Source organism: Pseudomonas lactucae (genome assembly GCF_016937615.1).
Classification (GTDB): domain Bacteria; phylum Pseudomonadota; class Gammaproteobacteria; order Pseudomonadales; family Pseudomonadaceae; genus Aquipseudomonas; species Aquipseudomonas lactucae.
This window is the reverse complement of the sequence record NZ_JAFHKI010000187.1, coordinates 1-12,187: the sequence shown is the minus strand read 5'-3', so window position 1 is coordinate 12,187 and position 12,187 is coordinate 1. Positions and strand designations below refer to the sequence as shown.

Annotated in this window: 14 protein-coding genes; 6 read left to right on the top strand and 8 right to left on the bottom strand. The window is 62.0% G+C overall.

Going from position 1 to position 12,187, the window contains the following annotated elements; all coding sequences use genetic code 11:
• Positions 1 to 162 (top strand): DUF3392 family protein (locus JWR98_RS27030; RefSeq protein WP_205491680.1); only part of this gene is annotated, 162 nt, incomplete at its 5' end.
• A gap of 141 nt (positions 163 to 303) precedes the next feature.
• Here JWR98_RS27030 and trmB read toward each other — a convergent pair.
• From trmB to JWR98_RS27010, 4 genes are all read right to left on the bottom strand, one after another.
• Positions 304 to 1,029, bottom strand: a complete 726-nt coding sequence (gene trmB / locus JWR98_RS27025) for a tRNA (guanosine(46)-N7)-methyltransferase TrmB (RefSeq protein ID WP_058426548.1) — start codon at positions 1,027 to 1,029, stop codon at positions 304 to 306.
• A 9-nt stretch (positions 1,030 to 1,038) separates the two neighbouring features.
• Positions 1,039 to 1,833, bottom strand: a complete 795-nt coding sequence (locus JWR98_RS27020) for a thiazole synthase (protein WP_078735070.1) — start codon at positions 1,831 to 1,833, stop codon at positions 1,039 to 1,041.
• A 48-nt stretch (positions 1,834 to 1,881) separates the two neighbouring features.
• Positions 1,882 to 2,082 (bottom strand): sulfur carrier protein ThiS, encoded by a 201-nt coding sequence (gene thiS / locus JWR98_RS27015; RefSeq protein ID WP_179119968.1) that lies wholly within the window; start codon positions 2,080 to 2,082, stop codon positions 1,882 to 1,884.
• A 79-nt stretch (positions 2,083 to 2,161) separates the two neighbouring features.
• Positions 2,162 to 2,536 (bottom strand): DUF423 domain-containing protein, encoded by a 375-nt coding sequence (locus JWR98_RS27010; RefSeq protein ID WP_078735072.1) that lies wholly within the window; start codon positions 2,534 to 2,536, stop codon positions 2,162 to 2,164.
• 74 nt (positions 2,537 to 2,610) lie between these two features.
• Here JWR98_RS27010 and mtgA point away from each other — a divergent pair, with 74 nt between their 5' ends.
• On the top strand, positions 2,611 to 3,333 hold the full coding sequence (gene mtgA, locus JWR98_RS27005; RefSeq protein WP_078735073.1) for a monofunctional biosynthetic peptidoglycan transglycosylase: 723 nt from the start codon (positions 2,611 to 2,613) through the stop codon (positions 3,331 to 3,333).
• A gap of 70 nt (positions 3,334 to 3,403) precedes the next feature.
• Here the strand turns inward: mtgA and rpoH are convergent, their stop codons facing one another.
• The 4 genes from rpoH to ftsY all read right to left on the bottom strand — a co-directional run bounded on the left by rpoH (position 3,404) and on the right by ftsY (position 7,467).
• Positions 3,404 to 4,258: an RNA polymerase sigma factor RpoH gene (rpoH, locus tag JWR98_RS27000; protein WP_205491678.1), complete on the bottom strand. Its 855-nt coding sequence runs from the start codon at positions 4,256 to 4,258 to the stop codon at positions 3,404 to 3,406.
• Positions 4,259 to 4,388: 130 nt separating this feature from the next.
• Positions 4,389 to 5,411 (bottom strand): permease-like cell division protein FtsX, encoded by a 1,023-nt coding sequence (gene ftsX / locus JWR98_RS26995; RefSeq protein WP_078735074.1) that lies wholly within the window; start codon positions 5,409 to 5,411, stop codon positions 4,389 to 4,391.
• Complete coding sequence (gene ftsE / locus JWR98_RS26990) at positions 5,408 to 6,079, bottom strand: cell division ATP-binding protein FtsE (protein WP_003176700.1); 672 nt, start codon at positions 6,077 to 6,079, stop codon at positions 5,408 to 5,410. The genes ftsX and ftsE overlap by 4 nt, the downstream gene beginning before the upstream one ends.
• Entirely contained in the window at positions 6,076 to 7,467 is a 1,392-nt protein-coding gene (gene ftsY / locus JWR98_RS26985; RefSeq protein WP_205491676.1) for a signal recognition particle-docking protein FtsY, read from the bottom strand. Before ftsY ends, ftsE begins: the two co-directional genes overlap by 4 nt.
• Before the next feature lie 232 nt (positions 7,468 to 7,699).
• On the opposite strand from ftsY, the gene JWR98_RS26980 reads away from it, so the two are divergent.
• From JWR98_RS26980 to JWR98_RS26965, 4 genes are read left to right on the top strand one after another with little or no spacing between them, the layout of a single operon-like run.
• Positions 7,700 to 9,055 (top strand): M16 family metallopeptidase, encoded by a 1,356-nt coding sequence (locus JWR98_RS26980; RefSeq protein ID WP_205491674.1) that lies wholly within the window; start codon positions 7,700 to 7,702, stop codon positions 9,053 to 9,055.
• A complete protein-coding gene (locus tag JWR98_RS26975) occupies positions 9,048 to 10,532 on the top strand; it encodes a M16 family metallopeptidase (RefSeq protein WP_205491672.1) in 1,485 nt (494 codons plus the stop codon). The genes JWR98_RS26980 and JWR98_RS26975 overlap by 8 nt, the downstream gene beginning before the upstream one ends.
• Positions 10,532 to 11,143 (top strand): 16S rRNA (guanine(966)-N(2))-methyltransferase RsmD, encoded by a 612-nt coding sequence (rsmD, locus tag JWR98_RS26970; protein ID WP_003176704.1) that lies wholly within the window; start codon positions 10,532 to 10,534, stop codon positions 11,141 to 11,143. Before JWR98_RS26975 ends, rsmD begins: the two co-directional genes overlap by 1 nt.
• Before the next feature lie 34 nt (positions 11,144 to 11,177).
• The gene (locus JWR98_RS26965; protein WP_205491670.1) at positions 11,178 to 12,173 is read left to right on the top strand and encodes a hydrolase; all 996 of its coding nucleotides are present in this window, start codon (positions 11,178 to 11,180) and stop codon (positions 12,171 to 12,173) included.
• The last annotated feature ends 14 nt before the right edge of the window (positions 12,174 to 12,187 follow it).

The following is a 12,187-nucleotide window of genomic DNA, read 5'->3' as shown; positions in this document are numbered from 1 at the left end:
GTTCCCTTGATGGCGCTGCTGTGCATGATCGGCAGCGGCGCGGCGTTGATCTACGCCACGCCGTGGATTGTGCGGGGGTTGAGCCAGTTCAATAACTACAGCCTGGCGCCGGTGTTGGTGGTAGTGCTGGTGCTGATTGGGGTAGTGGCAGACCGCCGCTGACCTCAAACCCAACACAGAACCAAATGTGGGAGGGGGCTTGCCCCCGATTGCAGGGTGCCAGCCACCAAATCTTTGGCTGATACACCGCTATCGGGGCAAGCCCCTCCCACATTTTTTACTGCATTTTAATTCGAAAGCGGGTCAGGCCAGCTTCTCGAACTTCAAATCCCATACCCCATGCCCCAACCGCTCACCACGGCGTTCGAACTTGGTGATCGGACGCTCTGCCGGGCGCGGCACGCATTTGCCGTCTTCGGCCAGGTTGCGGTAGCCGGGAGCGACGTTCATCACTTCCAGCATGTATTCGGCATACGGTTCCCAGTCGGTGGCCATGTGCAGGATGCCGCCCACTTTCAATTTGCTGCGCACCAGCTCGGCGAAGGACGCCTGGACGATGCGACGCTTGTGGTGACGGGCTTTGTGCCAAGGGTCGGGGAAGAACAGCATCAGGCGGTCGAGGCTGTTGTCGGCGATGCAGCGGTTGAGTACTTCGATCGCGTCGCAGTCGTAGACCCGCAGGTTGGTAAGGCCCTGGGTCAGCACGCCGTTGAGCAGCGCGCCGACACCGGGACGGTGCACTTCCACGCCGATAAAGTCCTGGTCCGGCGCGGCGGCGGCCATTTCGAGCAGGGAATGCCCCATGCCGAAGCCGATTTCCAGGGAGCGTGGCGCCGAGCGGCCGAACACCTGGTCGTAATCCACCGGCGCGTCGGCCAGCGGCAACACGAACAGCGGCGTGCCTTGCTCCAGGCCTTTTTGCTGGCCTTCGGTCATGCGGCCGGCGCGCATCACAAAACTCTTGATGCGGCGGTGCTTGGACTCGTCGCCCGCTTCCAGGGTGTTCGGCGTTTCGTTTGATTCAGTCATCAATGGCTCTTACTTGATCAGACCATCCAGCGGCGAAGAGGCGCTGGCGTAGAGTTTTTTCGGCATGCGCCCGGCGAGGTAGGCCAGGCGGCCCGCGACGATGGCGTGGTTCATGGCTTGCGCCATCATGATCGGTTGCTGGGCATGGGCGATGGCCGAGTTCATCAGCACCGCGTCGCAGCCCAATTCCATGGCGATGGTTGCGTCGGAGGCAGTGCCCACGCCCGCATCCACCAGCACCGGGATCGTGGCTTCTTCGAGGATGATCTGCAGGTTGTAGGGGTTGCAGATCCCCAGGCCCGAACCGATCAGACCGGCCAGCGGCATCACCGCGATGCAGCCGATTTGCGCCAATTGACGGGCAATGATCGGGTCATCACTGGTGTAGACCATCACGTCGAAGCCTTCCTTGACCAGGGTTTCGGCGGCCTTGAGGGTTTCGATCACGTTGGGGAACAGGGTTTTCTGGTCGGCCAGCACTTCCAGCTTCACCAGGTTGTGGCCATCGAGCAGCTCACGGGCCAGGCGGCAGGTGCGCACGGCTTCAATGGCGTCGTAGCAACCGGCGGTGTTCGGCAGGAAGGTATAGCGGTCCGGCGACAGCACTTCGAGCAGGTTTGGCTCGCCCTCGATCTGGCCGAGGTTGGTGCGGCGCACGGCGAAGGTCACGATTTCGGCACCCGAGGCTTCGATGGCCAGGCGGGTTTCTTCCATGTCGTGGTACTTGCCGGTGCCGACCAGCAGACGGGACTGGTAGGTACGACCGGCCAGGACGAAAGGCTTGTCGCTACGAACGATGCTCATGGGAAATCCTCGTAATGGGGTGAGGTTCTGCAGAATTCGGGCAGGCGACTAGCCGCCGCCAATGGCGTGGACCACTTCGACCTGGTCACCGTCGCTGAGCGCGGTGCCTTCGTGCTGGCTGCGCGGGACGATATCCAGATTGAGCTCAACTGCGACGCGACGCCCGGTCAGATCCAGGCGGGTCAGCAGGGCCGCGACGGTTGCGCCGTCGGGCAGTTCAAAGGGTTCACCGTTCAACTGAATGCGCATGCCACGGGCCGCCATCGTTTTTAGGGGCCAGCATTCTAGCGCGATTGGAACCTGAAGGTCAGCTTCAAGCGTCAAGCGGTCACAGCTGCAAGCGCCATGCTGCCAGGCCCAACAGGAACCAGCCGAGCAGGAACGCCAGGCCGCCGAACGGTGTGATGATGCCGAGTTTGCTGATACCGGTCAGGGTTAGCACGTACAGGCTGCCGGAAAACAACAGGATACCGACCACGAACGAGATGCCGGCCCAAGTCACCAGGCGGCCTGGCAGGTGCGCGGCCAACAACGCGACGCCGAACAGCGCCAGGGTGTGCACCAGTTGGTACGTCACGCCGGTTTGGAAGATCGCCAGGTATTCGGCGCTCAGGCGGTTTTTCAGGCCGTGGGCGGCGAAGGCGCCGAGGGCCACACCGGTGAAGCCGAAAAAGGCAGCCAGCATCAGAAAGCTACGCAGCATGAGGAACTCCAGTCAGACTCATCGGGCAGGGTCTGTATAATGGCCCGCTCAACGGGTTCGGCCAAGCCATCTCTATGCTGCGTCTCCTCTTCAAACGCTTTCTCAACGTCGTGAAATGGTTTGCCATCGGCAGTGTCTTGCTGGTGCTGCTGTTGCGTATCGTCCCGCCGCCGTTCACTGCGCTGATGGTGGAGCGCAAGATCGAATCCTGGTTCGACGGCGAGCCCATCGACCTGCAACGCACCTGGGTGCCGTGGGACGAGATTTCCGATGACCTCAAAGTCGCGGTGATGGCCGGTGAAGACCAGCGTTTCCCGCAGCATTGGGGCTTCGACTTCGGCGCAATCCAGGCGGCGATCCTGCACAACGAGCGCGGAGGTTCCATTCGCGGCGCCAGCACGTTGAGCCAGCAGGTGTCGAAAAACCTGTTCCTGTGGGCCGGCCGCAGTTATCTGCGCAAGGGCCTGGAGGCTTGGTTTACCGGGTTGATCGAGGTGTTGTGGCCCAAGCAGCGGATTCTTGAGGTGTACCTCAACAGCGTGGAATGGGATGAGGGCGTGTTTGGTGCCGAAGCGGCTGCGCGGCATCATTTTGGCGTGAGTGCTAAAGGGCTTTCGCGGCAGCAGGCAAGCTACTTGGCTGCCGTATTGCCGAACCCGCGCGTCTGGAGCGCCAGCCATCCAACCGCCTATGTGGCGCGGCGGGCGGCCTGGATTCGTCAGCAGATGAGCCAGTTGGGTGGGGACAGTTATCTCGTGGAACTGAACAACTCCCGCAGAGCCCCCTGGTCCGACTGACACAACACACAAACAATGAGGGAGGGGCAAGCCCCTCCCACATTTTTCTGACCCAGTGTCACCCGCTGGGTTAAGCGGCGATCGACAGCTTCAACTTGTTCATCGCGCTTTTCTCAAGCTGACGAATCCGCTCAGCCGACACGTTGTACTTCTGAGCCAGGTCGTGCAGCGTGGCTTTTTCTTCCGCCAGCCAGCGCTGGTAAAGGATGTCACGGCTGCGGTCGTCCAGCACTTCCAGGGCTTCGTGCAGGTTGTGGTTGGAGTTGTCGCTCCAGTCGGCATCTTCCAGTTGACGCGCCGGGTCGTACCGATGGTCTTCCAGGTAGTTGGCCGGCGATTGGAAGGCGCTGTCGTCGTCCGCTTCGGCGGCCGGGTCGAAGGCCATGTCATGGCCGGTCAGGCGACTTTCCATCTCGCGCACTTCACGAGGCTCCACGCCAAGGCTTTCGGCCACGCGATGGACTTCCTCATTGTTCAGCCACGCCAGGCGTTTTTTCTGGCTGCGCAGGTTGAAGAACAGTTTGCGCTGGGCCTTGGTGGTCGCCACTTTCACGATGCGCCAGTTGCGCAGGATGAACTCGTGGATTTCCGCCTTGATCCAGTGAACCGCGAACGACACCAGGCGCACACCCATTTCCGGGTTGAAGCGCTTGACCGCCTTCATCAGGCCGACGTTGCCTTCCTGGATCAGGTCAGCCTGGGCCAGGCCGTAGCCGCTATAGCTACGGGCGATATGTACGACAAAACGCAGGTGGGCGAGCACCATCTGCCGAGCCGCCCCCAAATCCTGCTCATAGTAGAGACTCTCGGCCAGTTCACGCTCCCGCTCTGGCGTCAGCAATGGAATGCTGTTGACCGTGTGCACATAGGCCTCCAGGTTCGCACCCGGGACCAAGGCATAAGCAGGTTGCAAAGAAGTGGTCATACGAAAAAACCTCCGACTCACGTAACTCGTGCAGTTCAGCACTGCGAAAATTGACCCGGGAACCGTAGGACAAGTTCCCTAAACCGCTGATACGGTCAATACAAACGAAACCACATTAATCTGACATTAACTACTTCGGCGCCAGCTCGCGTAAATGCCGTGCGACCGCAATCCAGGCACCGATATAACCCAACAATACCGCGCCAAGCAAGAGACTCAGACCATCGGCTACCGGCACGCCGGCCAGGGCAAAATCGCTGCCGTACAACCCGGCGAGCCCGACAACCGCGTCGTTCAACCAGTTCAGGCCAAAAGCCAGCACGGCCCAGGACAAAATCCCCGCACCCAAACCATAAAGCGCGCCCATGTACAGAAAAGGCCGACGCACATAGCTGTCTGTACCGCCGACCAGTTTAATCACTTCTATCTCGGTGCGGCGGTTTTCAATATGAAGACGAATGGTATTACCTATCACCAAAAGTAATGCAGACACCAACAACACGGTCAGACCAAACACAAAGCGGTCACCCAGCTTGAGGATGGCGGCCAGGCGCTCTACCCAGACTAGATCAAGTTGCGCCTGTTGCACCTTGGGCAGCTCCGCGAGTTTTTGTCGCAGGGCTTCCAGCGCCGTTTTGTCGACCTCGTTCGGCGTCACCAGCACCACGCCCGGCAGCGGGTTCTGCGGCAGTTCCTTGAGCGCCTCGCCCAGGCCGGACTGCTGCTGGAACTCCTCAAGCGCCTGGTCGCGGCTGACGTACTCGGCATCCGCCACGCCCGGCATGTTCTTGATGTCGTCGCGCAGCGCCTCGCCTTGCTGGGGGCTGGCGTCGAGGTTGAGGTACAACGAAATCTGCGCCGCGCGCTGCCAGGAACCGCCCAGGCGCTCGACATTATTGAGCAGCAGCGACAAGCCCATCGGCAGGCTCAAGGCCACGGCCATTACCAGGCAGGTGAAAAAGCTGCCGATCGGCTGCTTGCCCAGACGGCGCAGGCTGTCGAGCAGGCTGGCGCGATGGCTTTCAATCCAGGCGCGCAGCAGGGTGCCGAAGTCCGGACCGTCATCGTCGTCATGCTTTTTCTTTTTCGGTTGCGGGTCGGCCGGTTTCGGCGCCACGCGTTCGGATACTTTAGGGCTGCGTGTAGCACTCATACTCCGGCCTCCCCGTCACCGATCAGGCGACCGCGTTGCAGGGTCAGCATGCGGTGGCGCATGCGGGCGATCAGCGCCAGGTCGTGACTGGCGATGAGTACGCTGGTGCCCAGGCGGTTGATGTCTTCGAACACTCCCATGATCTCGGCCGCCAGACGCGGGTCGAGGTTACCGGTTGGCTCGTCCGCCAGCAGCAAGGCTGGGCGGTGGACGATGGCGCGGGCAATGCCGACGCGTTGTTGCTGGCCGGTGGACAGATCGCCAGGGTAGAGGTCGGTCTTGTCCGACAGCGCGACGCGCTCCAGCGCCGAATCCACGCGCTTGATGATTTCGGCCTTGGACAGCCCCAGGATCTGCAACGGCAACGCAACGTTATTGAACACGGTGCGATCGAACAGCAACTGGTGGTTCTGGAACACCACGCCGATCTGACGGCGAAGGAATGGAATCTGTGCATTGCTGATGGTCGCCAGGTCCTGGCCTGCCAGCAGCAGTTTGCCAGTGGTTGGGCGTTCCATGGCCAGCAGCAGGCGCAACAGGGTACTTTTGCCGGCGCCGGAATGACCGGTCACGAACAAGAACTCGCCGCGACGCACTCGAAAACTCAGCTCATGCAAGCCCACATGCCCGTTGGCATAGCGTTTACCGACCTGTTCGAATCGAATCATGAACGCTCCCGCTCGGCAAACAGTGCCTGTACAAAGGGTTCGGCTTCAAAGGTGCGCAGGTCGTCGATGCCTTCACCGACGCCGATATAACGAATCGGCAACCCGAACTGTTTGGCCAGGGCGAAGATCACGCCGCCTTTGGCCGTGCCGTCGAGCTTAGTCAAGGCCAGGCCGGTCAGTTGCACCGTCTGATTGAATTGCTTGGCCTGGCTGATGGCGTTCTGGCCGGTGCCGGCGTCGAGCACCAGCAGCACCTCGTGGGGAGCGTCGGCATCGAGCTTGCCGATCACGCGGCGCACTTTCTTCAGTTCTTCCATCAAATTGTCTTTGGTGTGCAGGCGACCGGCGGTGTCGGCGATCAGCACGTCGATGTTGCGCGCCTTGGCGGCTTGCACGGCATCGAAGATCACCGAAGCGGAGTCGGCGCCCGTGTGCTGGGCGATCACCGGAATCTTGTTGCGCTCGCCCCAGACTTGCAGTTGCTCCACGGCAGCCGCGCGGAAGGTGTCGCCGGCGGCGAGCATGACTTTCTTGCCCTCACCCTGCAGCTTCTTGGCCAATTTGCCGATGGTGGTGGTCTTGCCGGCGCCGTTGACGCCCACCACCAGGATCACGAACGGCTTGTTCGGGGTGATTACCAGCGGGGCTTCAACAGGCTTGAGCATCGCCGCCAGCTCGGCCTGCAAGGATTTGTATAGCGCATCGGCATCGGTCAACTGCTTGCGCGCGACCTTCTGGGTCAGGCTCTGGATGATCACGGCGGTGGCTTCCACGCCGACGTCCGCGGTGAGCAGGCGCGTTTCGATGTCTTCCAGCAGCTCGTCATCAATGACTTTTTTGCCGAGGAACAGGCTGGCCATGCCTTCGCCGATGCTGGCGCTGGTCTTGCTCAGGCCTTGCTTGAGGCGGGCGAAGAAGCCGGTTTTGCTGGCTTCGGTGGCTGGTGCGACGGGGGCCGGCTCGATAACCGCGGGTGCGGCGACCAGGGGCGCAGGCATTTCGACCACCGGCGGCGCTTGAACCACTACGTTTTCTACCGGCGCCGATTCAATCACCGCAGGAATCGGCGGCACCACGTGCTCGGCTTGCACATCCTCAACCAGTGCCACTGGCTCTTCGGCCACCGGCAGCTGCGGCCACGGCTTGTGATCGGGCTCCGGCTCGGCCTCGACGACCGGCTGCAACACCGGTTCAACCATCGGCAACACCACCGGCGGCGGCGTTTCAGCAAGCGGTTCGGCTTCTATTATGGGCTCGGGGATCGGTTCGGCTAGAACCTGCGGCTGTTCGACGACGGTTTCCTGCGGTTTTTTGCGCAGCCATCCGAACAGGCCTTTCTTCTCGCCAGCCGCAGCTGGGGTCTTCTTGTCGTCGTTGGAACCAAACATGGAGACGGCTATCTCAAGGTAGCGACGCGCCAAGGGGCGCGTCGGTAAATAAAATACGATGCGTAACAGACTGTTTTTTAGCCAGCTCGTTCATGCGCAACATTTTGTAAGGCCTAAATAGGGCCTCAACAAGACTGCCGCAGTGGCCGTCCGTAAATCCGACCAGTATCCTAGCACCTCCTCGCCCGCCGACGCTAAGACCAAGCGGGCAGCCCAACAGGTTAAAAAACGAATGAATGCTCTAGCCCGCCGCGCCGCAGGCCTGCTGCTCAGCACAGTTTGTCTGCCCCTTTCAGCTCTGGCTGCCGACCCACAACCCACCCATGAATTCACCCTGGACAACGGCCTCAAGGTCGTCGTACGCGAGGATCATCGCGCGCCGGTGGTGGTTTCCCAGGTTTGGTACAAGGTTGGTTCGAGCTACGAAACCCCGGGCCAGACCGGTTTGTCTCACGCCCTTGAGCACATGATGTTCAAGGGCAGCGCCAAAGTCGGCCCAGGCGAAGCCTCGCTGATCCTGCGCGATCTGGGCGCTGAAGAGAACGCGTTCACCAGTGACGACTACACCGCCTATTACCAGGTGCTGGCCCGCGACCGCCTGGGCGTGGCCTTTGAACTTGAAGCCGACCGCATGGCCAGCCTGCGCCTGCCGGCCGACGAGTTCAGCCGCGAAATCGAGGTGATTAAAGAAGAACGCCGCCTGCGCACCGACGACAACCCGATGTCCAAGGCCTACGAGCGTTTCAAGGCCATGGCGTTCCCGGCCAGCGGCTACCACACGCCGACCATCGGCTGGATGGCCGACCTGGATCGCATGAAGGTCGAAGAGCTGCGCCACTGGTACCAATCCTGGTACGTGCCGAACAACGCTACCCTGGTGGTGGTCGGCGATGTGACCCCGGACGAGGTGAAAAGCCTGGCCCAGCGCTACTTCGGCCCCATCCCCAAGCGTGACGTACCGCCCGCCAAGATTCCGATGGAGCTGGCCGAACCCGGCGAGCGCCTGCTGACGATGCACGTGCAAACCCAACTGCCGAGCGTACTCCTGGGTTTCAACGTCCCCGGCCTGGCCACCGCCGAAGACAAGCGCTCGGTGCAGGCCCTGCGCCTGATCTCGGCGCTGCTCGACGGCGGCTACAGCGCGCGCATCTCCGAGCAGTTGGAGCGCGGTGAAGAGCTGGTCTCCGCCGCCTCCACCAACTACGACGCCTATACCCGTGGCGACACTCTGTTCATGCTGAGCGCCACCCCCAACCAGCAGAAGAAAAAGACCATCGCCCAAGCCGAAGCCGGCCTGTGGCGTCTGCTGGAAGAACTCAAGGCCAAACCGCCGACCGCCGAGGAACTGGAGCGTATCCGCGCCCAGGTAATTGCCGGCCTGGTCTACCAGCGCGACTCGATCACCAGCCAGGCCACGGCCATCGGCTCCCTGGAAACCGTCGGCCTGTCCTGGAAGCTGATGGACTCTGAGCTGGCCGACCTGCAAAGCGTGACCCCGGAAGATATCCAGAAGGCCGCGCGCACCTATTTCACCCGCGAACGTCTGAGCGTCGCCCATGTTCTGCCTGAGGAGACCGCTCATGAGTGATCGCAAAAGCCTGATCCTGCCCTGCCTGATCGCCGTCACGCTGGCTGCGGCGAGCGCCGTGTATGTGCTGCGCCCCAACGAGTCCATGGCCAGCCAGGCGCTGGACAAAGCCCAATCGGCGAGCAAACTGCAATCCCTGGCGGAGCTGGACGGCAAGGCGCCGACCAACCGCAGGCTCGACGTGCAAACCTGGACCACCGCCGAAGGCGCCAAGGTGCTGTTCGTCGAAGCCCATGAACTGCCGATGTTCGACATGCGCATCCTGTTCGCCGCCGGTAGCAGCCAGGACGGCAATGTGCCGGGCCTGGCACTGATGACCAACGCCATGCTCAATGAAGGGGTACCGGGCAAGGATGTCAGCCAGATCGCCAGTGGTTTTGAGGGCCTGGGGGCCGACTTCGGCAATGGCGCCTACCGCGACATGGCACTGGTGTCCCTGCGCAGCTTGAGCGCAAGCGAAAAGCGCGATGCGGCCCTGACGCTGTTTGACGAGGTCATCGGCAAGCCGACCTTCCCGGCCGACTCCCTGGCCCGCATCAAGAACCAGATCCTCGCCGGCTTCGACTACCAGAAGCAGAACCCCGGCAAATTGGCGAACCTGGAGCTGTTCAAACGCCTGTACGGCGATCACCCTTACGCGCACCCAAGCGAAGGCACGCCTGACAGTGTGCCGAAGATCACCCTGGCGCAGTTGCAGGGCTTCCATGCCAAGGCATATGCCGCCGGTAACGCGGTGATTGCTGTGGTTGGTGACCTGACCCGCACCGAAGCCGAAGCGATGACGGCCAAGGTCTCTGCGTCACTGCCCAAAGGCCCGGCCCTGGCGAAGATCGCCCAGCCGACCGAGCCGAAAGCCGGCCTGAGCCACATCGAGTTTCCGTCCAAGCAAACCCACCTGCTGTTCGCCCAACTGGGCATCGACCGCGCCGACCCGGACTACGCCGCCTTGTCCCTGGGCAACCAGATCCTCGGCGGCGGCGGCTTCGGCACCCGGTTGATGAGCGAAGTGCGCGAGAAACGCGGCCTGACCTACGGCGTATACTCCGGCTTTTCGCCAATGCAGGTGCGTGGCCCGTTCATGATCAACCTGCAGACTCGCGCCGAAATGAGTGGCGGCACCCTGCGCCTGGTCGAACAAGTGCTGGCCGACTACCTCAAGACCGGCCCGACCCAGAAAGAACTGGATGACGCCAAGCGCGAGCTGGCCGGCAGCTTCCCGCTGTCGACCGCGAGTAACGCTGATATCGTCGGCCAACTGGGCGCCATGGGTTTCTACAACCTGCCGCTGAGCTATCTGGAAGATTTCATGAAACAATCCCAGGCCCTGACCGTAGAGCAGGTCAAGGCTGCCTTGAACAAACACTTGAGCGCCAACAAGATGGTCATCGTGACCGCCGGCCCGACGATTGCGCAAAAGCCACTACCGCCCCCCACTGATAAACCCGCCGAGCAGCCGCTCGGGGTTCCGGAGCATTAATGGCCAGTTCATCTCGCCCGAAAAAACCTGTCCACAACGTACACAACGGTGTGGGCCAACTGCGCATCATTGGCGGTGAATGGGGCAGCCGCAAGCTGAGCTTCCCAGACGTCGTGGGCCTGCGCCCGACGCCGGATCGCGTGCGTGAAACGCTGTTCAACTGGCTCGCACCGTATATCGGCGGGGCCAAGGTGCTGGACCCGTTCGCCGGCAGTGGCGCGCTGTTCCTGGAAGCGCTGTCCCGTGGCGCGGCCCAGGCCCAGGCACTGGACGCCAGCAATGTCGCGGTGTCCAGCCTCAAGGAACACTTGGGCACCCTGCGCTGCACCAATGGCCAGGTACAAACCGCCGACGCCCTGCGCTACCTCGAAACCCAGGCAGCCAGTGCGTACGACGTGGTGTTCCTCGACCCGCCGTTCAACCAGAACCTGCTACCAACCGTCTGTGCACTGCTGGAAGAACGCCAGTGGCTGGCGCCGGATGCGTGGGTCTACACTGAAAGCGAGACCGCGCCGTCTACCCTGGGCTTGCCGGGGACGTGGCGCCTGCACCGGGAGCAGAAGTCAGGGCGGGTGTATTACGCGCTGTGGCATCGGTTGATTGAGGGTTGATCGCGATTGGGCCGTTGTGGCCACAGAGACTTGCATGAACCCCAGCTCTGAAACATTCAAGCCCGCCTTCGGCCTCGGCAACCCCCACCTGCAAACCCTGTGGGGGCCGCTGTGGCGCCCCACGACCCATATCGAGCGCCAGCGCGAACGCTTGTGGCTGGAAGACGGCGACTTTCTCGATCTTGACTGGCATGGCCCTCACGACGCACAAGCGCCGTTGGTGCTGGTGCTGCACGGCCTGACCGGTTCCTCCAATTCGCCGTATGTCGCCGGCCTGCAAAAAGTCCTCGGTGCTCACGACTGGGCCAGCGTGGCGCTGAACTGGCGTGGCTGCTCCGGCGAGCCGAACCTGTTGGCCCGCAGCTATCACTCGGGTGCCAGCGAAGACTTGGCGGCAACGATTGCCCATCTGCGCGCCAAGCGGCCGTTGGCGCCGTTGTATGCCGCGGGCTATTCCCTGGGCGGCAATGTGCTGCTCAAGCATTTGGGTGAAACCGGCGAAACGTCCGGGCTGCAAGGCGCGGCGGCGGTGTCGGTGCCGTTTCGCCTGGACCAATGCGCAGACCGCATCGGGCTGGGGTTCTCACGGGTGTATCAGAAGCATTTCATGCGCGAGATGCTGGCGTATATCCGCGTCAAGCAGCGCCAGTTTCTGCAGGATGGCCGGGAAGACGGGCTGAAAACCCTGCAAGCGCTGGGCTCCTTGGAGAAGATGCGCACGTTCTGGGATTTCGACGGCCGGGTGACCGCGCCACTGCACGGTTTTATGAGTGCCGAGGACTATTACCGCCAGGCATCGAGCCGCTATTACCTGGGCGCTATCCGCACGCCGACGCTGATTATCCAGGCGGCCGATGACCCGTTTGTGTTTGCGCACAGCCTGCCGGATGCCAGTGAGTTGTCGGATTGCATTGAGTTTGAACTGACGGCCAAAGGTGGGCACGTGGGCTTCGTCGATGGCTCACTGAAACGCCCCAGCTACTACCTTGAGCGGCGCATTCCCCAATGGCTTAGGGCACAACACGGTTGAACATGTGGGAGGGG

Coding starts and splice junctions, on each gene's coding strand:
- trmB (WP_058426548.1), bottom strand. CDS start 1,029: ATGACTGAATCAAACGAAACGCCGAACACCCTGGAAGCGGGCGACGAG.
- JWR98_RS27020 (WP_078735070.1), bottom strand. CDS start 1,833: ATGAGCATCGTTCGTAGCGACAAGCCTTTCGTCCTGGCCGGTCGTACC.
- thiS (WP_179119968.1), bottom strand. CDS start 2,082: ATGCGCATTCAGTTGAACGGTGAACCCTTTGAACTGCCCGACGGCGCA.
- JWR98_RS27010 (WP_078735072.1), bottom strand. CDS start 2,536: ATGCTGCGTAGCTTTCTGATGCTGGCTGCCTTTTTCGGCTTCACCGGT.
- mtgA (WP_078735073.1), top strand. CDS start 2,611: ATGCTGCGTCTCCTCTTCAAACGCTTTCTCAACGTCGTGAAATGGTTT.
- rpoH (WP_205491678.1), bottom strand. CDS start 4,258: ATGACCACTTCTTTGCAACCTGCTTATGCCTTGGTCCCGGGTGCGAAC.
- ftsX (WP_078735074.1), bottom strand. CDS start 5,411: ATGAGTGCTACACGCAGCCCTAAAGTATCCGAACGCGTGGCGCCGAAA.
- ftsE (WP_003176700.1), bottom strand. CDS start 6,079: ATGATTCGATTCGAACAGGTCGGTAAACGCTATGCCAACGGGCATGTG.
- ftsY (WP_205491676.1), bottom strand. CDS start 7,467: ATGTTTGGTTCCAACGACGACAAGAAGACCCCAGCTGCGGCTGGCGAG.
- JWR98_RS26980 (WP_205491674.1), top strand. CDS start 7,700: ATGAATGCTCTAGCCCGCCGCGCCGCAGGCCTGCTGCTCAGCACAGTT.
- JWR98_RS26975 (WP_205491672.1), top strand. CDS start 9,048: ATGAGTGATCGCAAAAGCCTGATCCTGCCCTGCCTGATCGCCGTCACG.
- rsmD (WP_003176704.1), top strand. CDS start 10,532: ATGGCCAGTTCATCTCGCCCGAAAAAACCTGTCCACAACGTACACAAC.
- JWR98_RS26965 (WP_205491670.1), top strand. CDS start 11,178: ATGAACCCCAGCTCTGAAACATTCAAGCCCGCCTTCGGCCTCGGCAAC.